The organism is Streptomyces sp. NPDC058052 (assembly GCF_042885515.1).
Classification (GTDB): domain Bacteria; phylum Actinomycetota; class Actinomycetes; order Streptomycetales; family Streptomycetaceae; genus Streptomyces.
On record NZ_JBHVRX010000053.1, the window covers coordinates 12,334 to 33,498 of the forward strand.

Annotated in this window: 21 protein-coding genes; 8 read left to right on the forward strand and 13 right to left on the reverse strand. The window is 71.8% G+C overall.

The features are described from left to right. The first annotated feature begins 182 nt into the window (after window positions 1–182). Together ACFVU3_RS38280 and ACFVU3_RS38285 are read left to right on the forward strand one after the other, a co-directional pair. Window positions 183–1,223, forward strand: a complete 1,041-nt coding sequence (locus ACFVU3_RS38280) for an NlpC/P60 family protein (RefSeq protein ID WP_390073408.1) — start codon at window positions 183–185, stop codon at window positions 1,221–1,223. Between the two features lie 243 nt (window positions 1,224–1,466). Beyond that, window positions 1,467–2,198, forward strand: coding sequence for a phosphatase PAP2 family protein (locus ACFVU3_RS38285; RefSeq protein WP_390073409.1), 732 nt, complete (start codon window positions 1,467–1,469; stop codon window positions 2,196–2,198). A gap of 73 nt (window positions 2,199–2,271) precedes the next feature. Here ACFVU3_RS38285 and ACFVU3_RS38290 read toward each other — a convergent pair whose 3' ends face one another. Continuing rightward, the gene (locus tag ACFVU3_RS38290; RefSeq protein WP_390073410.1) at window positions 2,272–2,448 is read right to left on the reverse strand and encodes a hypothetical protein; all 177 of its coding nucleotides are present in this window, start codon (window positions 2,446–2,448) and stop codon (window positions 2,272–2,274) included. An 83-nt stretch (window positions 2,449–2,531) separates the two neighbouring features. Here ACFVU3_RS38290 and ACFVU3_RS38295 point away from each other — a divergent pair, with 83 nt between their 5' ends. Continuing rightward, complete coding sequence (locus ACFVU3_RS38295) at window positions 2,532–3,359, forward strand: hypothetical protein (protein WP_390073411.1); 828 nt, start codon at window positions 2,532–2,534, stop codon at window positions 3,357–3,359. 121 nt (window positions 3,360–3,480) lie between these two features. Further along, the gene (locus ACFVU3_RS38300; RefSeq protein WP_390073433.1) at window positions 3,481–3,645 is read left to right on the forward strand and encodes a hypothetical protein; all 165 of its coding nucleotides are present in this window, start codon (window positions 3,481–3,483) and stop codon (window positions 3,643–3,645) included. Window positions 3,646–3,660: 15 nt separating this feature from the next. Here ACFVU3_RS38300 and ACFVU3_RS38305 read toward each other — a convergent pair whose 3' ends face one another. Beyond that, window positions 3,661–4,014 (reverse strand): metal-sensitive transcriptional regulator, encoded by a 354-nt coding sequence (locus ACFVU3_RS38305; protein ID WP_390073412.1) that lies wholly within the window; start codon window positions 4,012–4,014, stop codon window positions 3,661–3,663. Between the two features lie 197 nt (window positions 4,015–4,211). Between ACFVU3_RS38305 and ACFVU3_RS38310 the strand changes: the two genes are divergently transcribed. Together ACFVU3_RS38310 and ACFVU3_RS38315 are read left to right on the forward strand one after the other, a co-directional pair. Then, window positions 4,212–4,832: a DUF47 domain-containing protein gene (locus ACFVU3_RS38310; RefSeq protein WP_030495503.1), complete on the forward strand. Its 621-nt coding sequence runs from the start codon at window positions 4,212–4,214 to the stop codon at window positions 4,830–4,832. Window positions 4,833–4,838: 6 nt separating this feature from the next. Further along, a complete protein-coding gene (locus ACFVU3_RS38315) occupies window positions 4,839–5,837 on the forward strand; it encodes an anion permease (RefSeq protein ID WP_390073413.1) in 999 nt (332 codons plus the stop codon). 178 nt (window positions 5,838–6,015) lie between these two features. Here ACFVU3_RS38315 and pstB read toward each other — a convergent pair whose 3' ends face one another. From pstB to ACFVU3_RS38370, 11 genes are all read right to left on the reverse strand, one after another. Beyond that, a complete protein-coding gene (pstB, locus tag ACFVU3_RS38320) occupies window positions 6,016–6,792 on the reverse strand; it encodes a phosphate ABC transporter ATP-binding protein PstB (RefSeq protein WP_390073414.1) in 777 nt (258 codons plus the stop codon). A 25-nt stretch (window positions 6,793–6,817) separates the two neighbouring features. Continuing rightward, on the reverse strand, window positions 6,818–7,891 hold the full coding sequence (gene pstA, locus ACFVU3_RS38325; protein ID WP_390073415.1) for a phosphate ABC transporter permease PstA: 1,074 nt from the start codon (window positions 7,889–7,891) through the stop codon (window positions 6,818–6,820). Then, complete coding sequence (gene pstC, locus ACFVU3_RS38330; RefSeq protein WP_390073416.1) at window positions 7,888–8,871, reverse strand: phosphate ABC transporter permease subunit PstC; 984 nt, start codon at window positions 8,869–8,871, stop codon at window positions 7,888–7,890. The genes pstA and pstC overlap by 4 nt, the downstream gene beginning before the upstream one ends. A gap of 109 nt (window positions 8,872–8,980) precedes the next feature. Continuing rightward, the gene (pstS, locus tag ACFVU3_RS38335; RefSeq protein ID WP_390073417.1) at window positions 8,981–10,120 is read right to left on the reverse strand and encodes a phosphate ABC transporter substrate-binding protein PstS; all 1,140 of its coding nucleotides are present in this window, start codon (window positions 10,118–10,120) and stop codon (window positions 8,981–8,983) included. A 487-nt stretch (window positions 10,121–10,607) separates the two neighbouring features. Further along, on the reverse strand, window positions 10,608–11,054 hold the full coding sequence (locus ACFVU3_RS38340) for an NUDIX hydrolase (protein WP_390073418.1): 447 nt from the start codon (window positions 11,052–11,054) through the stop codon (window positions 10,608–10,610). A 22-nt stretch (window positions 11,055–11,076) separates the two neighbouring features. Continuing rightward, window positions 11,077–12,078, reverse strand: a complete 1,002-nt coding sequence (locus ACFVU3_RS38345; RefSeq protein ID WP_390073419.1) for a CHAD domain-containing protein — start codon at window positions 12,076–12,078, stop codon at window positions 11,077–11,079. Then, on the reverse strand, window positions 12,065–14,320 hold the full coding sequence (locus ACFVU3_RS38350; protein ID WP_390073420.1) for an RNA degradosome polyphosphate kinase: 2,256 nt from the start codon (window positions 14,318–14,320) through the stop codon (window positions 12,065–12,067). Before ACFVU3_RS38350 ends, ACFVU3_RS38345 begins: the two co-directional genes overlap by 14 nt. Before the next feature lie 247 nt (window positions 14,321–14,567). Continuing rightward, the gene (locus ACFVU3_RS38355) at window positions 14,568–15,509 is read right to left on the reverse strand and encodes an ABC transporter permease (protein WP_390073421.1); all 942 of its coding nucleotides are present in this window, start codon (window positions 15,507–15,509) and stop codon (window positions 14,568–14,570) included. Beyond that, window positions 15,506–16,357, reverse strand: a complete 852-nt coding sequence (locus tag ACFVU3_RS38360) for an ATP-binding cassette domain-containing protein (protein ID WP_390073422.1) — start codon at window positions 16,355–16,357, stop codon at window positions 15,506–15,508. The genes ACFVU3_RS38355 and ACFVU3_RS38360 overlap by 4 nt, the downstream gene beginning before the upstream one ends. Continuing rightward, window positions 16,354–16,746, reverse strand: a complete 393-nt coding sequence (locus tag ACFVU3_RS38365; protein ID WP_360607869.1) for a GntR family transcriptional regulator — start codon at window positions 16,744–16,746, stop codon at window positions 16,354–16,356. The genes ACFVU3_RS38360 and ACFVU3_RS38365 overlap by 4 nt, the downstream gene beginning before the upstream one ends. Window positions 16,747–16,898: 152 nt before the next feature. Then, window positions 16,899–18,719 (reverse strand): bifunctional metallophosphatase/5'-nucleotidase, encoded by a 1,821-nt coding sequence (locus ACFVU3_RS38370; RefSeq protein WP_390073423.1) that lies wholly within the window; start codon window positions 18,717–18,719, stop codon window positions 16,899–16,901. A gap of 280 nt (window positions 18,720–18,999) precedes the next feature. Between ACFVU3_RS38370 and mshD the strand changes: the two genes are divergently transcribed. After that, window positions 19,000–19,935, forward strand: a complete 936-nt coding sequence (mshD, locus tag ACFVU3_RS38375) for a mycothiol synthase (protein WP_390073424.1) — start codon at window positions 19,000–19,002, stop codon at window positions 19,933–19,935. A 430-nt stretch (window positions 19,936–20,365) separates the two neighbouring features. Next, complete coding sequence (locus ACFVU3_RS38380) at window positions 20,366–21,139, forward strand: BTAD domain-containing putative transcriptional regulator (RefSeq protein WP_390073425.1); 774 nt, start codon at window positions 20,366–20,368, stop codon at window positions 21,137–21,139. Window positions 21,140–21,165 lie beyond the last annotated feature (26 nt).

The window sequence follows — 21,165 nt, forward strand, 5'->3', positions numbered from 1 at the left end:
GGGGCCGCGTCGGGCACCCGCGCGGGACGTGCGGTCCGGCGCCCCGGGGCCGAACGCGGGGTGCTCCCGTGCCGGGCGCGCGGACCGGCGGGGTCGCGCCGTCGCGTCGTGGGACGCCCCGGACGGCGGGGGCGCCGCCTAGACTGGTCCGTCGGGTCGTACTGCCAGGGACCGAGGGGTGGTTGACGGTGCGTAGGGCGGGCAAGGCGTGGCTGCTGGCCGGTGGGGCCTTCGGGCTCTGTGCCGGGTTCCTGGCCCTGCTGCTGGTCGGTACGTACGCGGCGGCGGCCGGTTTCCTCGGGGGCGCGGGGTCGGCGACGACCGGCACGGTGGCGCTGGCCAAGGGCGCGGTGCCGACGATGTACCAGGGGCTCGTGCAGCGCTGGGGCAACCTCTGCCCGGCCATCAACCCCGCGCTGCTCGCGGCGCAGCTCTACCAGGAGAGCGGCTGGAACCCGCGGGCCGTGTCGCCGGCGGACGCGCGGGGCATCGCGCAGTTCATCCCCGGGACCTGGGCCAGCCACGGCATCGACGGGGACGGCGACGGCGACAAGGACATCTGGGACCCGCAGGACGCGATCCCCTCGGCGGCCTCGTACGACTGCGCGCTGGCCGGCTACGTGAAGAAGGTGCCCGGCGACCCGGCGAGCAACATGCTGGCCGCGTACAACGCGGGCGCCTACGCTGTCATCAAGTACCGCGGGGTTCCGCCGTACCGGGAGACGCAGAACTACGTGCGGGTCATCCGGTCGCTGGAGAAGAGCTTCGCCCGCCCGCAGGGCCGGGTGGCGCCCTCGCAGCAGGCGGCGGGCGCGATCCACTTCGCGCAGGGCAAGCTGGGCACCCCGTACCTGTGGGGCGGTACGGGAACGGCGGCGCAGGGCGGGCGCTTCGACTGCTCGGGCCTGACGCAGGCGGCGTACCGCGAGGTGGGGGTCGAGCTGCCGCGCGTGGCGAACGACCAGTACAACGCCGGTCCGCACCCGCGCCGCGACGAGCTGCTCCCCGGTGACCTCGTCTTCTTCTCCGACGACCTGACGAACTCGCGGGCGATCCGTCACGTCGGCATCTACGTGGGCGGCGGCTACATGATCGACGCGCCGCGGACGGGCGCGGTGATCCGCTTCACGCGGATGGACACGCCCGACTACTTCGGGGCGACCCGGGTCACCAAGGACGGCGCCGCCGCCCTGCCCACCCGTCCTCCCGGCGCACGCGCGTGATCTGACGGACCGACTGGCCGGAACTCTCCGTCAGGCACAGGCCCTGAGCTGCGGGGAAGCGTCACTCTTCGGTAACGTCATCATGATCCACGGGAAAGGGCGGAACGCGCGCCTCAGCAGGTTCGTTCCCTCCTGTGACGACTCCGACCACGTCGCACCGCGTCGCACGACGTCCGACCATGTCTGACCACGTCTGACCACGGGGGTTGGAAACCAGGAAACGAGAGCAAGGGGCCGCGGCAGATGGCTGAACTCGCATCGGACGGTTCGAGTCCCGATGTCGGCCTGCTGTACGACATCAACGGGCTGGCCAAGGACGCTCCCCCGTGGTTCGACCGGGTCATGGAGTTCACCGGTGAGTACGGGATCATGCTCGCGATGGTCCTCGTCGTGCTCTGGTGCTGGTGGAGCGTCCGCCGGCGCGGCACCTTCGCGGACTCCGTCTCGGCCGTCGCCGGCATCGTCTGGGCCCCGCTCGCGGCCGGCGTCGCCCTCCTGGTCAACATCCCCATCCGCGGCTTCGTCGAGCGGCCCCGCCCCTTCGAGGACCACGACGGCCTGGAGGTCCTGATCGAGGGGAAGACCGACTACTCCTTCGTCAGCGACCACGCCACGATGGCGATGGCGATCGCCGTCGCCCTCTTCGTCGCCCACCGCCGCTTCGGCCTCGCGGCCATCGGCCTCGCCCTCGCCGAGGGCTTCGCCCGCGTCTACATGGGCGTCCACTACCCGACCGACGTCATCGGCGGCTTCGCCCTCGGCACCGCCGTGGCCCTGCTCCTCGCCCCGCTGACCCTGGCGCTGCTCACCCCGCTGGTCACCGCCGTCGGACGGTCGCGCCGCGGCGCGTGGCTGGTCCGTTCCCGCCGCGCCGACGTCCTCACGGCCGCCCGCACGGAGACGGTCGGCATCCCCGAACCCCGCCTCGGCGGCCCCGCCGAGGACGGCCGGGGCGAGAAGGGCCTCGCGGCCTAGAAGCCTGTCGCGCCAGGCGGGACTCTCCGGACAGGACCTGGGACGAGCCCCGGCGGGATCCGAGAGGGACGGCCTAGGGGCGGACTTCCCGCCGGCCGGTGGCGTCCACGTGTTCGGTGGCGTCGGTGCGGGCGCGGTCGCGGGAGCGGCGGGCCGGGCCGGACCAGCCGCAGCTGCAGCGGGCCAGGGCGAAGGAGCCGCGCTCCTGCGTCGTCGTGTGATGCGGACCGGTCGCGGGCTGCTCATGCACGCCCCCACCGTACTGCGCGTGACGGCTCGCCCGTGCCGTCGTTATGCGCATCGGGAATCCAGGCTTTTGGGGGTTGACGGGCGATGGTGGTGCAGCGGTACACGCGTCCGCGCGGGCTCGGCGGCGGAGCGCTCGCCGTCACCGCGTCCCTGGTCGCCGCGGCGGTCACCGGGTGTACCGCCGCCGAGGACCCCGAGCCGCTGCCCGACCCGGCCGGCGCCGTGCGGGGCGCCGCCGACGCCCTGCTCCGGGCGGGCACCTCCAAGACGTCGACCGCGATGGAGATGGCCGCCGGCGGGACCCGCGTCACCATCCGCGGCGAGGGCGGCTACGACTTCCGCCGCCGCACCGGCCACCTCCAGGTGGTGCTCCCCAAGGACGCGGCCGGCACCAGCGAGCACCGGCCGATCACCGAGCTGCTCACCCCCGGCGCCCTCTACATGAAGAACCGGGGCGCCGGCGTCCCCGCCGACAAGTGGGTGCGGGTCGACACCACCACCCTCGACGACGGCAATCTGGTCACCGGCGGGGCCACCGACCCGGGCGCGGCGGCCGAGCTGCTGCGCGGGGCGCGGGAGGTGACGTACGTGGGGGAGACGGAGCTGGCGGGCGTGCGGGTGCGCCACTACCGGGGCGTCGCCGACATCGGTGCGGCGGCCCGGGTCGCCGCACCGCAGCTGCGGGGCGCGCTCGTCGCGGCGGCGAAAGGGTTCACCACCGACGCCGTGCCCTTCGACGCGTACCTCGACGGCGCGGGTCGGCTGCGGAAGGTCCGGCACCAGTTCAGTTTCAGCAACCAGGGGCGCACGGTCGCCGTCGCGTCGACGACGCTGCTGTACGGCTTCGGGGCGCGGGTCGCGGTGACATTGCCGGACGGTCGGGACATCTACGCGGGCAAGGTCGAGGTCTGAGGGCCCGCCGGACCGGCGCGTGGTTCGGACCATCGCCAAATGGTCCGTCCGTGTCATGCGCCGTCCGTGGCCCGATCCGTACGCTGGGACACCGACTCCGGCAGGAAGAGGGTGAATGCGCGTGGCTCCGCCCGGTACCGCAACCGCGACCGCCGACCCCGACCGCGTCGCCCTCGCCGAGATAGAGCTGTGCGGCGAGCTGATCATCGCCGCCTCGGCCGCAGACGGGGAACGGCTCAGCGCCGACCTGATCGACGAGGTGCTCCGGGTCGAACCGGCCGGCTGAGCGCGTCCCGGGGGTTCAGGTGCGGAGCATCCGGCCGATCGCCTTGGTGGCCTCCTCGACCTTGGCGTCGAGGTCGCCGCCGTGGGCCGCCGCGTCCGCCACGCAGTGCCGCAGGTGCTCCTCCAGGAGCTGGAGGGCGAAGGACTGCAGCGCCTTCGTGGAGGCCGAGACCTGGGTGAGTATGTCGATGCAGTAGACGTCCTCGTCGACCATCCGCTGGAGACCGCGGATCTGGCCCTCGATCCGCCGCAGCCGCTTGAGGTGCTCGTCCTTCTGCTTGTGGTAGCCGTGCACCCCGTGGGCGTGGTCGGCCGGCTCGACGGTTTCGACGGCCTCGGGGGTGACCTGGTCCGCCTCGGTGGTCGTCATCGCGTCCTCCCGTTGTCCAGATAAGGGGGTGTATACCCCTCGTGGGTATATGGTACCGATCCCCGCCGAATGGGGGGCGGGGGTCTCGTGCAGATCACTGTGCCTGATGGGCGACACTGAGAGGACGCCGGTTAGCCGTGGCCGGATGATGCGCCTAGCATCAGCCTGACCGAAACCCAGCACCCCGAGGACCTCACGTGCGATTTCGTCTGACCCCCAGGGAGACGAGCTTCTACGACATGTTCGCCGCGTCCGCGGACAACATCGTCACGGGCTCGAAGCTCCTGATGGAACTGCTCGGGGCGGAGCCTTCCGCCCGGGCCGAGATCGCGGAGCGGATGCGGGCAGCGGAGCACGCCGGCGACGACGCCACCCACGCGATCTTCCACCAGCTGAACTCCTCGTTCATCACGCCGTTCGACCGTGAGGACATCTACTCCCTCGCCTCGTCCCTCGACGACATCATGGACTTCATGGAGGAGGCCGTCGACCTGGTCGTCCTCTACAACATCGAGGAACTGCCCAAGGGTGTCGAGCAGCAGATCGAGGTCCTGGCCCGGGCGGCGGAGCTGACCGCCGAGGCGATGCCGAACCTGCGCACGATGGACAACCTCACCGAGTACTGGATCGAGGTCAACCGGCTGGAGAACCAGGCCGACCAGATCCACCGCAAGCTGCTCGCCCACCTCTTCAACGGCAAGTACGACGCCATCGAGGTGCTCAAGCTGAAGCAGGTCGTGGATGTGCTGGAAGAGGCGGCCGACGCCTTCGAGCACGTGGCGAACACGGTGGAGACCATCGCGGTCAAGGAGTCCTGAGGCTTCGTGGACACCTTCGCCCTGATCGTGACCATCGGTGTCGCGCTCGGCTTCACGTATACGAACGGCTTCCACGATTCCGCCAACGCGATCGCCACCTCGGTGTCGACGCGGGCGCTGACCCCGCGCGCGGCCCTCGCGATGGCGGCGGTCATGAACCTCGCCGGTGCCTTCATGGGCAGCGGGGTCGCCAAGACGGTCAGTGAGGGACTCATCGAGACGCCGCACGGCGACAAGGGGATGGGCATCCTCTTCGCCGCGCTCGTCGGCGCGATCATCTGGAACCTGGTCACCTGGTACTTCGGCCTTCCGTCCTCCTCCTCGCACGCCCTCTTCGGCGGCATGGTGGGTGCGGCGCTCGCCGGCGGCACCGAGGTGATCTGGGGCGGCGTCCTCGACAAGGTCGTCATCCCCATGTTCATCTCGCCGGTCGTCGGTCTCGTCGCCGGTTACCTGGTCATGTGCGCGATCATGTGGATGTTCCGCCGGGCCAACCCGCACAAGGCCAAGCGCGGTTTCCGCATCGCGCAGACCGTCTCGGCGGCGGGCATGGCGCTCGGCCACGGTCTCCAGGACGCCCAGAAGACGATGGGCATCGTGGTGATGGCCCTGGTCATCGCCGACGTGCAGGACGCCGGGGACGACATCCCGGTGTGGGTGAAGATCGCCTGTGCCGTGATGCTCTCGCTCGGTACGTACGCGGGTGGCTGGCGCATCATGCGGACCCTCGGCCGCAAGATCATCGAGCTGGACCCGCCGCAGGGCTTCGCCGCGGAGACCACCGGCGCGTCGATCATGTTCGGCTCGGCCTTCCTCTTCCACGCGCCGATCTCGACGACCCACGTCATCACCTCCGCCATCATGGGCGTCGGCGCGACGAAGCGGGTGAACGCGGTGCGCTGGGGCGTCGCGAAGAACATCATCCTGGGCTGGTTCATCACCATGCCGGCCGCGGCGATCGTCGCGGCGCTCAGCTTCTACGTGGTGCAGCTCTTCTTCGGCTGAGGCCGGTGGATGGCTGGAAATGGTCGGGCCCGGCTCCCCTGGGGGGAGCCGGGCCCTTCGTCGTGCGGTGGCACCGCCATGCAGCACCGACGACGAGGTTGCCCGGCACCGTGCGCGCGGGGGGCCGGGGGCGGTGTGGGCGCTCCCGGGGCCGCCGCGCACGGGCGGGACGTTCTGGCTATCCGAAGCGGCCGGAGATGTAGTCCTCGGTCGCCTGGACGCTCGGGTTGGAGAAGATGCGCTCGGTGTCGTCCAGCTCGATGAGCTTGCCGGGCTGGCCGACCGCGGCCAGGTTGAAGAAGGCGGTGCGGTCCGAGACGCGGGCGGCCTGCTGCATGTTGTGCGTCACGATGACGATCGTGAAGCGCTCCTTCAGCTCGCCGATGAGGTCCTCGATCGCGAGGGTCGAGATCGGGTCGAGGGCCGAGCAGGGCTCGTCCATGAGCAGGACCTCCGGCTCGACCGCGATGGCGCGGGCGATGCACAGGCGCTGCTGCTGACCGCCGGAGAGACCGGAGCCCGGCTTGTTGAGGCGGTCCTTGACCTCGTTCCACAGGTTGGCGCCCTTGAGGGAGCGCTCCACGATCTCGGCGAGCTCGGCCTTCTTGTAGGAGCCGTTCAGGCGCAGGCCCGCCGCCACGTTGTCGAAGATCGACATGGTGGGGAAGGGGTTGGGGCGCTGGAACACCATGCCGACGGTGCGGCGGACCGCGACCGGGTCGACCCCGGAGCCGTACAGGTTCTCGTCGTCCAGCATCACCTTGCCCTCGACGCGGCCACCGGGGGTGACCTCGTGCATGCGGTTCAGGGTGCGCAGGAAGGTGGACTTGCCGCAGCCGGAGGGGCCGATGAAGGCCGTCACCGAGCGGGGCTCGACGGTCATGGAGATGTCGTCGATCGCCTTGTGGCTGCCGTAGTAGGCGGAGAGGCCGCTGACGTCGATTCGCTTGGCCATATCAGTTCACTTCCAGTCGCCGCGGTCAGCGGCCGGTCTTCGGGGCCTTCCAGCGGGCGATGCCGCGGGCCACCATGTTGAGGATCATGACGAAGGCGATCAGGACGAGCGCGGCGGCCCAGGCGCGGGCCACGGCGGCGTCGGTGCCGACCGCGTACTGCTCGTACACGTAGAGCGGCAGAGAGGACTGGGCGCCTTCGAAGGGGTTCGGGTTGATGAGCTTCGTACCGAACACGAGGAGCAGGACGGGGGCCGTCTCACCGGTGATGCGGGCGACCGCGAGCATGACGCCCGTGGTGATGCCGCCGATCGCGGTGGGGAGGACCACCTTCAGGATCGTGCGCCACTTCGGGACACCGAGGGCGAGGGAAGCCTCGCGGAGCTCGTTCGGGACGAGCTTGAGCATCTCCTCGGTGGAGCGGACGACGACCGGCATCATCAGGATGGCGAGGGCCATCGCGCCGGCGAAACCGGAGGGGCCGAAGCCCAGCATCAGGTTCCAGGTGGCGAGGATGAAGAGGCCGGCGACGATCGACGGGATGCCCGTCATGACGTCGACGAAGAAGGTGACGGCCTTGGCGAGCTTCCCCGTGCCGTACTCGACCAGGTAGACCGCGGTGAGCAGACCGATCGGCGCGGCGATCAGGGTCGCGATGCCGACCTGCTCGATGGTGCCGAGGAGGGCGTGGTAGACGCCGCCGCCGGCCTCGGCGTCGAGGACGCCGTTCATCGAGTGGGTGAGGAAGTAGCCGTCGAGGACTTCCATGCCCTTGCTGATCGTCACCCAGGCGAGCGAGAGCAGCGGGATGACGGCGAGGACGAAGGAGACCCAGACGAGGCTGGTGGCGACGCGGTCCTTGGCCTGGCGGGCGCCTTCCACCTTGGCGGTGACGGCGTAGGTGACCAGGACGAAGAGGAGCGCGGAGACGAGGCCCCACTGCACCTTGCTGTGCCAGCCGGCGCCGATGCCGATGCCGACGCCGGCGGCGACGGAGCCGGCCGCGACGGCGAGCGGGGTCCAGCGCGGGAGGCGGGCGTGGGAGAGGGGGCCGCGCGGCTTGGCGAACGTGACCGGGCGATCCTGGACGGCGTGGCTCATGCGTTGGCCCCCGAGTACTCCTTGCGGCGGGCGATGATCCACCGGGCCGCGCCGTTGACCAGCAGGGTGATGACGAAGAGGACGAGACCCGAGGCGATCAGGGCGTCCCGGCCGAACTCGTTGGCCTCGTTGAACTTCGCGGCGATGTTCTGGGCGAAGGTGCCGCCGCCCGGGTCGAGGAGGTGGCCCGAGAGGACGAAGCTGGGGGAGAGGACGACGGCGACGGCCATCGTCTCGCCGAGCGCGCGGCCGAGGCCCAGCATCGAGGCGGAGATGATGCCGGAGCGGCCGAAGGGCAGCACGGCCATGCGGACGACCTCCCAGCGCGTGGCGCCGAGGGCGAGCGCGGCCTCCTCGTGCATCTTCGGGGCCTGGAGGAAGACCTCGCGGGTCACGTTGGTGATGATCGGGAGGATCATGATCGCCAGCAGGATGCCCACGGTGAAGAGGTTGCGGGCGACGCCGTCGGCGGACTTGTCGAAGATGTACGTCCAGCCCAGGTACTGGTCGAGCCACTGGTTGAGGCCGTCCAGGTAGGGGACGAGGAAGATCGCGCCCCAGAGGCCGTAGATGATGCTGGGCACGGCGGCGAGCAGGTCGACCACGTACGCGAGCGGCTTGGCCAGCTTGCGCGGCGCGTAGTGCGAGATGAAGAGCGCGATGCCGATGGCGACCGGCACGGCTATGGCCATGGCGATGACCGAGGAGACGATCGTGCCGAAGGCGAGGACGGCGATGCCGAAGACCGGCGGGTCGCCGGCCGGGTTCCACTCGAAGGTGGTGAAGAAGTTGGTGCTGTCCTCCGAGATGGCGAGGACGGCGCGGTAGGTCAGGAAGGCCGCGATCGCGGCCATGATGACGAGCAGGGTGATGCCGGAGCCCTTGGAGAGGCCGCTGAAGATGCGGTCCCCGGGGCGGGCCGCGCTCCTGGCGCGCCGGCTCCTGTTCTTGTCCATGGCAGGTGGTGTCGTGGTAACCATCGGTTTCTCCGGTCTGCGGAGCCGTACGGGGTACGGCTCCTGGCGGCGGTGCACCGGATGCCGGGGGAGGCACCTCCACGGGAGGTGAGGGGCCGCCCCCGGCCGGGGTTCAGGACAGGGTCGGGACGATCGCGCGGACCTTGGCCGCGATCTCGGCCGGCATCGGCGCGTAGTCGGCGTCGGTGAGGACCTTCTGGCCCTCCTCGCTGATCGCGTAGTTGAGGAACGCCTTCAGGGTCGGCAGGGTCTCCGCCTTGTTGCCCTTGTCGCAGGCGATCTCGTAGGTGACGAGGACCAGCGGGTAGGCGCCCTCGGCCTTGGTGGCGTAGTCGAGGGAGAGGGCCACGTCGTTGCCGGTGCCCTTGACCTTGGCGGCGGCGATGGCCTTGGAGGCGTTCTCCGAGGTGGCGGCGACCGGGGCGGCCGCGCCGGTGTTGACGCTGACCGTGGCGATCTTGTTGGCGGTGGCGTGCGAGAGCTCGAAGTAGCCGATGGAGCCCTCGGCGCTCTTGACCGCCTGGGCGACACCGGAGGAGCCGTTGGCGGCCTGGCCACCCGGGGCGGGCCACGACTTGGTCTTCGGGTCGTACTTCCAGTCGGCCGCGGCGGCGGTCGAGAGGTACTTGCCCAGGTTCTGGGTGGTGCCGGACTCGTCCGAGCGGTGGAACGCCTGGATGGTGGAGTCGGGAAGCTTGGCGCCCGGGTTCAGCTTGGCGATCGCCGGGTCGTTCCACTTGGTGATCTTGGTGTCGAAGATCTTCGCGATGGTGGAGGCGTCCAGGACGAGGTTGTCCACGCCCTCCAGCTTGTAGCCGATCGCGATGGGGCCGCCGACCATGGGCAGGTTGACGCCGGTGCCGCCCTTGCAGATCTTCTTGGACTCGGCGACCTCTTCGTCCTTCAGGGCGGAGTCGGAGCCCGCGAAGGCGACCTGGCCCTGGTTGAACTTGGTGATGCCGCCACCCGAGCCGATGCCCTGGTAGTTGACCTCGACGCCCTCGCAGGCGGCCTGGAAGTTCTTGACCCAGAGGTCCATCGCGTTTTCCTGCGCGCTGGAGCCCGCGGCGAGCAGCTGGCCCTTGGCGCCGTCGCACTTGATGTTCGACGCCGCGGCCGACGTCTTCTCGCCGCCGCCCTTGGTGGGCTCGTTGTTGTTGTCCGAGCCACACGCCGAGAGGACGAGCGCGCCGGAGACGACGAGGGCACCGATCGCGGAGGCGCGAAGCCCGTTCTTGCGCGAAAGCTTCACTTTCGGGGGTTCCTTCCAGAAGCCGCCGTGACCGGACCGGGTGTCCGTCGCTTCGAGGGCGGCGCGTGTCGGGTGGTGGGTGCATCGTCAGGCTCCGTGCACCGCGTAAGGCCGAAATTAGGCAGATCAGGTGAAGCGGCCAGCCGTGGAGAGTGAACGCGAGGTGAACCGTGCCGTAAGCCACGGTGCGGCCCGGCACGGGGTGCCGGTGCGGCGCGCCCGCGCGGCACCCGGCGGCGGGGCACGTGGGACGGACCCCGCGGTGCGGGGGCGGCGGCGCGGAGGGGGCCGGGTCCTGTCCGGGAGGTGGCGTCACGGGCGGGAAGGGATCCGGTGGAGGCGGTCCAGGACGCGTCGGGCAGCCGCCGGCGTGCGGGCACGGCGGGATCCGGCGGGGACGGTCTACGCGGCGTGGGGCGGTGGCCGGTGGTCGGCGTGCGGGGCCCGGTGGGTCCTGTGGGGTCCGGTCGGGTCCGGCGGGGACGGTCTACGCGGCGTGGGGCGGTGGCCGGTGCGGGGGCGCGGCGGTCGACAGGAGGGCGTCGAGCAGCTCGCGGTCGCGCGGTTGGGTCAGGCGGGTGCGGGCCGCCGCGGGCGGCAGCCAGTGCAGCCGGTCCACCTCCCGGCCCGGCACGAAGGCTCCGTCGAGGGCGCGGGCCGCCCAGTAGTCGACCTCCTTGGGGCGGCCGGCGACGGGGTAGTGGACGGTGGGCAGCCGGGCGCCCAGCTCGCAGCGGTGCCCGGTCTCCTCCAGGACCTCCCGCAGCGCGCACTCCTCGGCGCTCTCGCCGCCCTTCCGCTTCCCTTTCGGATGGGACCAGTCGTCGTACTTCGGCCGGTGGACGAGGGCGATCTCGATGGCAGGACCGCCCCCGGCCGCCGGGCGCCAGAGGACGCAGCCGGCGGCGAGGACGGGGGGCTCGGCGGGGGTCATGGGACCGGGGGGCCGGTGCGGGTCACGGGACCGGGGCGGCGGCCGTGTGCCAGGCGCGCTGGAAGGCGAAGCGGGCGGCTTCGACCTCGTGACGCTGGTCGGCGTGGAGGACGCCCAGGGCGTACGCGGTGGCCGGGGCGATGCGGGGGGTGCGGGCCGCGGCGGAGGCGGCCCCGGCGGCCTCGGCGGCGTCGCGGTGCCGGTCGAGGGCCCGGGCGGCCTCGTACAGGGCGGCGTCCGGTTCGGCACCGAGGGCCGTCACCTCGGTCGCGTACCGGTGGAGCCGGAGCAGCAGCCGGGTGTGGTGCCAGGGCGCGTCCTGGTTCTCGCCGGCGGCCAGGGCCAGGGCCTCCGCGTTGTACGGGTGGGCGGCGCGGGTCAGCGGCAGGGTGTCGACCGCGTCGAGGAGGCGGCGGCGGGCGACCGAGGCGGAGGCGTCGAGGACCTCGGGGGCGGGGGCGGCGCCGGCCGGGCCGAGCGGCACCTCGGAGGCGAGGAGGGCGACGGAGTCGGCGAGGGCGTGGAAGCGGGAGGAGCCGAGGGCCTGGAGGGCGGCCGAGTGGGCCCGGGTCCTGGCCAGGGTGAGCTGCCGTTCCAGGAGGGCGCCGGCCCGGGCGGCGCCGACGGTGAGCCCGGCGCTCTCGGAGCCGCGGGCGGCGGGCACCGGTCCGGCGCCGCCCGCCAGCCGGTTCAGCGCGTCCATGAGCCGGACGAGCCGGGAGGTGCACGCCTGTTCCAGGGCGAGGGTGCCGGAGAGCCAGGCCAGCTCGGTGCGGAGCTGGTCGGCCCAGGCCGCGTCGAGCAGCGGCCGGAAGGTGTGGAGGCTGCCGCTGATGCGGCGGGCGGCCGCCCGCAGGGTGCCGGCGGCCTCCTCCGCTCCGGACGTGTCCGCGCCGCTCTCGCCGTGCTGCCGCAGGCCGCGGAGGAAGTCCGCGGCCCGGGCGTGCAGGTAGGGGGCCAGGACGTCTCCCGCGGTCACGTCCTGCGGGGACCGGGTGGACTGCGTGGGGTCAGGGTTGTGCACGCCGGCGCCTCCGCGCGTCGATGAGCATCTCCTGCACGTGCCGCAGCGGCTTGCCCTCGGGATCGGTCGCGTGGCGCGTCCAGTTCCCGTCCGGGCCGAGGTGCCAGGAGGAGGTGGTGTCGGACATCCCGGTCTCCAGGAGCCGGGTGAGGGCCGCCCGGTGGGCGGGGTCGGAGACCCGGACCAGGGCCTCGATGCGCCGGTCCAGGTTGCGGTGCATCATGTCGGCGCTGCCGAGCCAGACCTCGGGTTCGCCGCCGTTGCCGAAGGCGAAGACCCGGGAGTGCTCCAGGAAGCGGCCGAGGACGGAGCGGACCCGGACGTTCTCGGAGAGGCCGGGGACGCCGGGGCGCACGGCGCAGATGCCGCGGACCCAGACGTCGACGGGGACGCCGGCCTGGGAGGCCCGGTAGCAGGCGTCGATGACGGCCTCGTCGACCATCGAGTTGACCTTGATCTTCACGTACGCGGGCCGGCCGGCCCGGTGGTGGGCGATCTCCTTGGTGATCCGGGAGACCAGACCGTCGCGGAGCGACTTCGGGGCGGTCAGCAGGCGCCGGTAGGTCTCGCGGCGGGAGTAGCCGGAGAGCCGGTTGAAGAGGTCGGAGAGGTCCGCGCCGACCTGGGGGTCGGCGGTGAGCAGGCCGAGGTCCTCGTAGAGCCGGGCCGTCTTCGGGTGGTAGTTGCCGGTGCCGACGTGCGAGTAGCGGCGCAGCAGCTCGCCCTCCTGGCGGACGACCAGGGACAGCTTGCAGTGGGTCTTGAGGCCGACGAGGCCGTAGACGACGTGGCAGCCGGCCTCCTCCAGCTTCCGCGCCCACTTGATGTTGGCCTGCTCGTCGAAGCGGGCCTTGATCTCGACGAGGACGAGGACCTGCTTGCCGGACTCGGCGGCGTCGATGAGCGCGTCGACTATCGGGGAGTCGCCGGAGGTCCGGTACAGCGTCTGCTTGATGGCGAGGACGTCCGGGTCGGCCGCCGCCTGCTCCAGGAACGCCTGGACGGAGGTGGAGAAGGAGTCGTACGGGTGGTGCAGCAGCACGTCCCGCTCGCGCAGCGCCGCGAAGATGTCGGGCGCGGACGCGGACTCGACCTCGGCGAGGTCACGGTGGGTGCCGGCGACGAACTTCGGGTACTTGAGCTCGGGCCGGTCCTGCGAGGCGACGCCGAAGAGGCCGGTCAGGTCGAGCGGGCCGGGCAGCGGGTAGACCTCGGCGTCGGAGATCTTCAGCTCGCGGACGAGCAGGTCGAGCACGTACGGGTCGATGGACTCCTCGACCTCCAGGCGGACCGGCGGGCCGAAGCGGCGCCGCATGAGCTCCTTCTCCAGGGCCTGGAGCAGGTTCTCGGCGTCGTCCTCCTCGACCTCCAGGTCCTCGTTCCGGGTCACCCGGAACATGTGGTGCGCGAGCACCTCCATGCCCGGGAACAGCTCCTCCAGGTGCGCCGCGATCACGTCCTCCAGCGGCACGAACCGCTGCGGGGACGCCTCCAGGAAGCGGGAGAGCAGCGGCGGCACCTTGACGCGGGCGAAGTGGCGGTGGCCGCTGACCGGGTTGCGGACGACCACGGCCAGGTTGAGGGAGAGGCCGGAGATGTACGGGAAGGGGTGCGCCGGGTCCACGGCGAGCGGCGTGAGGACGGGGAAGATCTGCTGGCGGAAGAGGGTGAAGAGCCGCGCCTGCTCCTTCTCCGTGAGGTCGGGCCAGCGGATCAGGTGGATGCCCTCGTCGGCCAGGGCCGGGGAGACGTCCTGCTGGAAGCAGGCCGCGTGCCGGGCCATCAGCTCGCGCGAGCGGGTCCAGATGAGGTCGAGGACCTCGCGGGGCTGGAGGCCGGAGGCGGAGCGGGTGGCGACGCCGGTGGCGATGCGGCGCTTGAGGCCGGCGACCCGGACCATGAAGAACTCGTCGAGGTTCGAGGCGAAGATCGCGAGGAAGTTCGCTCGTTCGAGGAGGGGGGTCGTCGGGTCCTCGGCGAGTTCGAGGACCCGCTCGTTGAAGGCGAGCCAGCTGCGCTCGCGGTCGAGGAAGCGGCCCTGGGGCAGCTCGCCGGTGGTGCCGTCGCCGTCCTCGGAGTACGCCTCGTACGCGTCGAGGTCCGAGTCGAGGTCGGGTTCGAGGTCGCTCACGGCCCCGCCGGACCCGGCGTGCGGGCGGTGGGCCGCTATGGAACCCAGGGACGGCTGAGGGGACGCGGTGGCGGAGGTCTGGACCGGGACCTCGGCGGGCTGCTGGCTCATGGACCCATTCTTCCGCGCGAAGGGGTCCTCGGGCGCGTCGGAGCGGGCCGTGGGGGAGGGCAGTCTCCCTTTGGGAAGTCTTCCCGGGGAGATCACCCCGCCGGGTGTGGTCACGGATCGCTTCATTGCGTGAGCGTCGCAAGCGCGTCTGAATGGCGGGTGACGACGACATGTCGTGCGGGAATCGGGGGCGGGGCCTGTGACGGGCCCCGCCCCCGGCCGTCACCCGGACGGGTGACGGCGGCGGCTAGGGGTGGCGCGCGCGGAGCACCCGGAAGGCGGCGAAGGCCGCGAGGGCGGCGATCGCGAGGACGATGCCGGTCTCGATGAGCTGGGTGGGCAGGACGTGGGAGACGGGGTGGTAGTCGAGGTACTGGGCGGAGACGGCCTCGTCGACGCGGCAGACGCCGCCGGAGTCGCCGCAGAACCAGCCTTCCAGGCGCCTGCCGTCGGAGGTGAGCAGCCCCTGGTCCATCATCAGCGCACCCTCGGGAAGCATGAGGGTCGAGGCGTCCTCCACCGCCTCGCCGGTGATCGTGACCGGCGTCAGGAAGTTCCAGCGGTTGGTGTCCAGGACGATCAGAGTGACACCGATGAAGAGGCCGGCGGCGGACATGGCGACCAGGGTGCGGCGGATCAGCAGTCCGGCGAGCGCGCCGACGGCGACGGCGAGCAGCGTGTAGGAGACGAGGACGGTCCCGAGGACCAGGTACGGCCCGGAGTCCGTGCGCAGCAGGCTGTACTCGTCCGAGGCCCGGACCCAGCCGAGCGCGTACGCGCCGGTCAGGAGCAGGACGGCGCCGAGGACCGTGGCGGTGGCGACCACCAGCTTGGAGCGGAGCCAGGAGACCGGGCTCACCGACTGGGTGAGCGAGAGCTGGTACGTCCCCGACTCGAACTCGCGCGCCACCATCGGCCCGGCGACGAAGAGCGCGACGACGAACGGGATGGCGAGGACGCCCTCGGAGAAGGAGCGCATCGCGCCCTCCAGCCACGGGTACCCGCTGTTGAACTGGTCGCGGACGAGGAAGCCGTCCTCCGTGAGCACGTCCGGGTACTGCGCGTCCCAGATCCGCAGCGCGCCGATCACGGCGAAGGCGCCGGCCACCGACGCCAGCACCAGCCACAGCGTCCGCCGGTACTGCCGGACCGTCACCCACGTGGGGCCCTTCAGGGAGAGGGTGCTCACGCGGCGGCTCCTTCGGGGTTGCGGAGGTGGGCGAGGAGGAGTTCCTCCAGGGACGGCTCGCTGGTCTCCCAGGGGCCTTCGACGGGGCCCTCCCGCCGTACCAGCGCGGTGAGCTGACGGCCCGTCGTGCGGCTGTCGACGACGGTGTGCGGGGCGAGGTCGCCGACCGGGCCGCGCAGCAGGGTGTGCGCGGCGATCAGGTCGTCGACGGCACCGTCGAGGCGGATCCGGCCGCCGGCGAGCAGCATCAGGTGGTCGCAGGCGCCCTCCAGCTCGGTGAGGATGTGCGAGGACATGACGACCGTCGTGCCGCGTTCGGCGGCGTCGGACATCAGCAGGCCCATGAGCTGGTGGCGGGCGAGCGGGTCGAGATCGGCCATCGGCTCGTCCAGGAGCAGCAGTCCGGCGCGCTTGCCGAGGGCGAGCGCGAGGGCGACGCGGGTGCGCTGGCCGCCGGAGAGGTGGTGGACGAGGGTGTCGGAGGAGAATCCGCCGCCCTCGACGGCCCGGAGCGCGGCGGCGTCGTCCCAGCGGCCGGGGTTGAGCTCGCGGCCCATGCGGAGGGTGTCGGCGACGGAGAGCCGGGGGTGGAGCGGCTTGGCCTGGGCGACGTAGGCCAGGTCCTCGCGGGCGGGGCCTTCGAGGGTGCCCTCGGTGGGGCGCAGCAGGCCGGCCGCGAGGGCGAGGAGGGTGGACTTGCCGGCGCCGTTGGGGCCGACGAGGGCGCAGATCCGGCCGGTGGGGAGGGTGAAGTCGCATTCCCGGAGCGCCCAGCCTCCTCTCCGGCCGGTGTACTTCTTGCCCAGGAGGTCCGCCCGCAGGGCGATCCCCTCGGTGGTCGTGGTCACTGTTCGTCGTCCCCCTCGAAGTGCTGTGCCAGTACGGCGGTGAAGAGCGCCGCCACGTCCTCGCGGTCCATTCCCTCGGCGCGTGCCCGGCGGGCCCAGGCGTCGAGCTCGCCCCGGAGGGGCGAGTCGGCGGGGGCCGTGGTGCCGAGCGTGGCGCGGACGAAGGTGCCGAGCCCGCGGCGGGCCTCGACGAGGCCCTCGCGTTCGAGCTCGCGGTATGCCTTGAGGACGGTGTTCGGGTTGATGGCCGTCGCTTCGACGACCTCGCGTGCGGTGGGCAGTCGGTCGCCGGGCTCCAGGAGGCCCATCCGGAGGGCCTGTTTCGTCTGCTGGACGATCTGGAGGTAGGTGGCGACGCCGCTGCGCCGGTCGATGCGGTACTCGACCACGTCCTTCCACCACCCTTTCACTAATCAAGTAGTGAAAGGGTGGTGGAAGAGACCCCTCGCTGTCAACCACCCACCCGTGCCCCGGAAAAGGAACGGCGGGGCGGGGGCCCGGAGGCCCACCGCCCCGCCGTCCTACGGCAGGTGACCGCTCATCACCGCACGACGTTGATCCGTCCCAGCGCCGGCGGCGCCAGCGGCGCGTCGGCCGGGGCGTGGGCCGCCAGGTAGGCGACGAGGACGTCCAGGTCGGAGGCGCCGACGAGCTTGTCCTTGCCCTGGGCGAAGGCCGCGAAGCCGTCGCCGCCGCCGGACAGGAACTCGTTCATGGCGACGCGGTACGTCCTGGCCGGGTCGAGCGGCTCGCCGTTCAGCCGCACGGACGCGGCGTCGACGCGGTCGGCACCGGTCTTGGTGAGGTCGAGGGTGTACGTGAAGCCCTTCGACACCTGGAGGTACTTCGGGGCCGCCTCGTTGCCGCCGCTGACCTGCTGCCGGAGCGCCGTCACGATCTGCTCGCCGGTGAGGCCCTGGACGGTCATCATGTTGGTGAACGGCTGGACGGTGTAGACCTCGCCGTAGGTGAGCACGCCGTCGCCCTCGCCGCTCCCGGCCGGGGCGGCGTGCACGAAGTCGGCGCGGATGCCGCCGGGGTTCATGAAGGCGATCTCGGCGCCGCCCTTGTCGGCCGGGGCCATGGCCTCCAGCTGGGCGTCGGCGATCAGGTTGCCGAGCGGGGCCTCCTCGGTCTTCGTCTTGTAGCCCTTGATGTCGGCGGAGATGTGGCCGACCGGACGGTTGGCGATGGGCGCGGCCAGCGCCTTCCAGTCCGCGACGAGGTCCTTCATGACGTCCCGCTGCTCCACGTCACGGGTCACCACGTGGTTGGCGGTCGACACGGACGTACGGACGATGTCCTTCGTCCGCCGGTCGTAGGTCAGCGTGGTGTCGGTGTAGAGCCGGCCGAAGGACGCCGCGGAGGTCACGGTGCGGGGCGCGCCGGACGGGTCCGGGACGGTGCAGGCGTACGCCTGGTGGGTGTGGCCGGTGACCAGCGCGTCCACCTGGGGGGTGATCTTCTTGGCGATGTCGACGATCGGGCCGGAGATGCCGGCGCCCGGGCCGGGGCTGTCGCAGTCGTAGTCGTACGAGCCGGAGACCGGGAGTCCGCCCTCGTGGATGAGCGCGACGATGGACTTGACGCCCTTGCGCTCCAGCACCTTGGCGTACTTGTTGATCGTCTCGACCTCGTCGCGGAAGGTCAGGCCCTTGATGCCCGCGGCGTTGACGATGTTCGCCGTGCCCTCCAGGGTCACGCCGATGAAGCCGATCCGGACGCCGTTCTTCTCCCAGACGAAGGTCGGGTCGAGAACCGGCTTGCCGGTCTTGTCGGAGGTGACGTTCGCGCCGAGGAACGGGAAGTCGGCGCCCGGGTAGGTGACGCCCTCCTTCGCACAGCCGTCCGTGGGGTGGCAGCCGCCGTTCTGGAGGCGGGCCAGCTCGGCCGCGCCCTCGTCGAACTCGTGGTTGCCGACGGAGGTGACGTCGAGGCCGAGCTTGCCGAGCGCCTCGATGGTGGGCTCGTCGTGGAAGAGGCCGGAGATCAGCGGGGAGGCGCCGACCATGTCGCCGGCGGCGGCGGTGATCGAGTACGGGTGGCCCTGGCGAGCCTTCCGCAGGTGGGCGTCGAGGTAGCCGACGCCGCCCGCGTCGATGCCGACCGGGTTGCCCTCCTCGAAGACCTTGCCGGAGGAACCGGCCGGCGGCTCCAGGTTGCCGTGCAGGTCGTTGAAGGAGAGCAGCTGCACGTCGACGGTACGGCCGTGGGCGTGGCCGTTGCCGTGGCCGCCGCCCTTGCCCTCGCCCTGCGAGGCGCCGGCGGGCATGGCGGCCACGAGAGCGCCGACGGTGGCGATCCCCGCGGCGGCGGCGAGTATCCGCCGCCCCGCCCGCTTCTTGTGACGAGTCTTTGACATCTGTCCCCTTTTTCCTGCGTGCCTGGTGGTTCCGGCAGTGCTCCGTCACGGCGAAGGAGGCGGTGGCGCGGGCTCGTTGGCCCCCCGTCGCCCCCGCCCGCCCGCATCCCCTTCCCCGGAGGCTCCAGGGGTGGGTCCGTGGTCGCTGGCCCGCCGAGCGCAGCCTAAGGTCAACGCGCGTAGCGCAACAGAGGGGGACGGGTTACGACCTGGTTGCCATCACTCGACGGCGGCCCCGTGGACAGCCTCCGAACGGCCCCCCGACCCGTAGGCTCGTCGCATGACGACTGAATCTCCCACCACGGGCTCCGAGTCGGGCCGCCGTATCGACATCGTCGACGAGCCCACCCCGGAGCAGGTCCAGGAGATCCTCGCCCTGATCGCCACCGCCGCCGAGGCGGACGGCATGACGGCGGTCTCCGAGCAGGGGCGCCTCCAGCTCCGGGGCGGCCGCCGCGAGGGCATCCGGCATCTCCTCCTCACCGTCTCCGGCCGGCTCGTGGGGTACGCCCAGCTGGAGGACACCGATCCGATCGAGGCCCCGGCCGCCGAGCTGGTCGTCGACCCCGGGCAGCGCGGCCGGGGGCACGGCCGGGCGCTCGGCTCGGCCCTGCTGGCCCAGTCCGGCAAGCGGCTGCGCGTCTGGGCGCACGGCGGCAAGTCGGCGGCCCGCCATCTGGCGCAGGTGCTGGGGCTGACCCTCTTCCGCGAACTCCGCCAGCTGCGCCGCCCGCTGACGCCCCTGGACATCCCCGAGCCGGTCCTTCCGCCCGGCCTCGTGGTCCGCACGTTCGTGCCCGGCCAGGACGACGCGGCCTGGCTGGCGGTGAACGCGGCGGCGTTCGCCCACCACCCGGAGCAGGGCGCCCTGGACCAGCGGGACCTGGACGACCGCGTGGCCGAGCCGTGGTTCGACCCGAAGGGCTTCTTCCTGGCCGAGCGCGAGTCGGACGGGGCGCTGCTGGGCTTCCACTGGACGAAGGTCCACGCCGCGGACCAGCTCGGCGAGGTGTACGTGGTGGGCGTCTCCCCCGAGGCGCAGGGCATGGGCCTCGGCAAGGCCCTCACCGCGATCGGCCTGCGCCACCTGGCGGCCCAGGGCCTTCCCACGGCGATGCTCTACGTCGACGCCGACAACACGGCGGCGGTCCGCGTGTACGAGGGCATGGGCTTCACCACCCACGAGGTGGACCTGATGTACCGCACCGAGGCGTGAGCGGCGGAGGACCCTGGTGACGGCCCCGGGGGGACGCCCCCGGGGCCCGGCGCGCGGTCGTGTCCGCCGCGCCGGTGAAGCCGCTTCTTCCGGACAAGATGTCCGTCCTTCAGGCCGAAAGACGACCTGCCGGATCCTCCCTGTGGTCCGGACCTGACCGATTCCCGCCGCGCGTGGTTCGTACCTGGGTGTTGCTGGGCAAGCTCCCGGCCGTCCGCCTCGTCCGCGCGGGTTTACGCGCGTCCCGCTCGCCCTCTCCACCGATCGAATGCAGCCATCTGGACTGGTGTTCGATCGTTGACAAACCGGCCCGTCGGTTTTCTACTCGTCAGGAACCGACGGTCGCATTCTCGCTAGCGTCGGTCGACTTTTCCGCAGAAGGGTGGCAATTGTGGTGCGCTTCAACTTGCTCGGACCCCTCGAGGTTCGGGTGCAGGGTCGGCCGGCGAACATCAGAGGGGGACGCCAGCGCATCCTCCTGGTCCTGCTCCTCCTCGGCGAGGGGGCCTCCGTCTCGAAGGACCAGCTCATCGGGGAGATATGGGGCGACGATCTGCCGGCCCAGGTCGACAACGCCCTCCAGGCCGTCGTCACCCGGCTGCGGCGGTCGCTGGACACCTGGTGCGGCCCCGGCTTCGCCCGTGAGCGGCTGGTCTCCGAACAATCGGGATACAGCCTCTGGCTCGATGAACACGCGGTCGACTTCCGCGAGTTCGAGTCCTTGCGCTCCGAGGCGCAACGCCAGATGACCAGGGACCCGACCCGGTCCGCCGCCCTCCTCGAACAAGCGCTGGGGCTGTGGCGGGGCTCTGCCCTGGAGGGCGTCGGCGGCGGTGTGATGTGCGACAGCGCCGCCGCCCGCCTCGACGAGGAGCGGCTGCTCGCCCTGGAGGACAAGATCCAGCTGGAGCACCACGGCGGCCGGCACGCCGGAACCGTCGCGGAGCTGCGGCGGCTCACGATGCTGTACCCGCTGCACGAGCGGCTCTCGGAGCAGCTGATGGTGGCGCTGTACCGCTCCGGCCGCCCGGCCGAGGCGCTCGACGTCTACCGGCAGCTGCGGACCGCGCTGCGCGGCGAGCTCGGCCTGGACCCGACCCCCGCCGTGCAGTCGCGGATGCGGGCGATCCTCCAGCACGACATGGCGGACAGGATCCCGCAGGAGAGGGGACGGGGAACCCCGCACCGCCCCGCCGTCGCGTGACCGAGGGCCCCTGAGGGCGGCGCCGG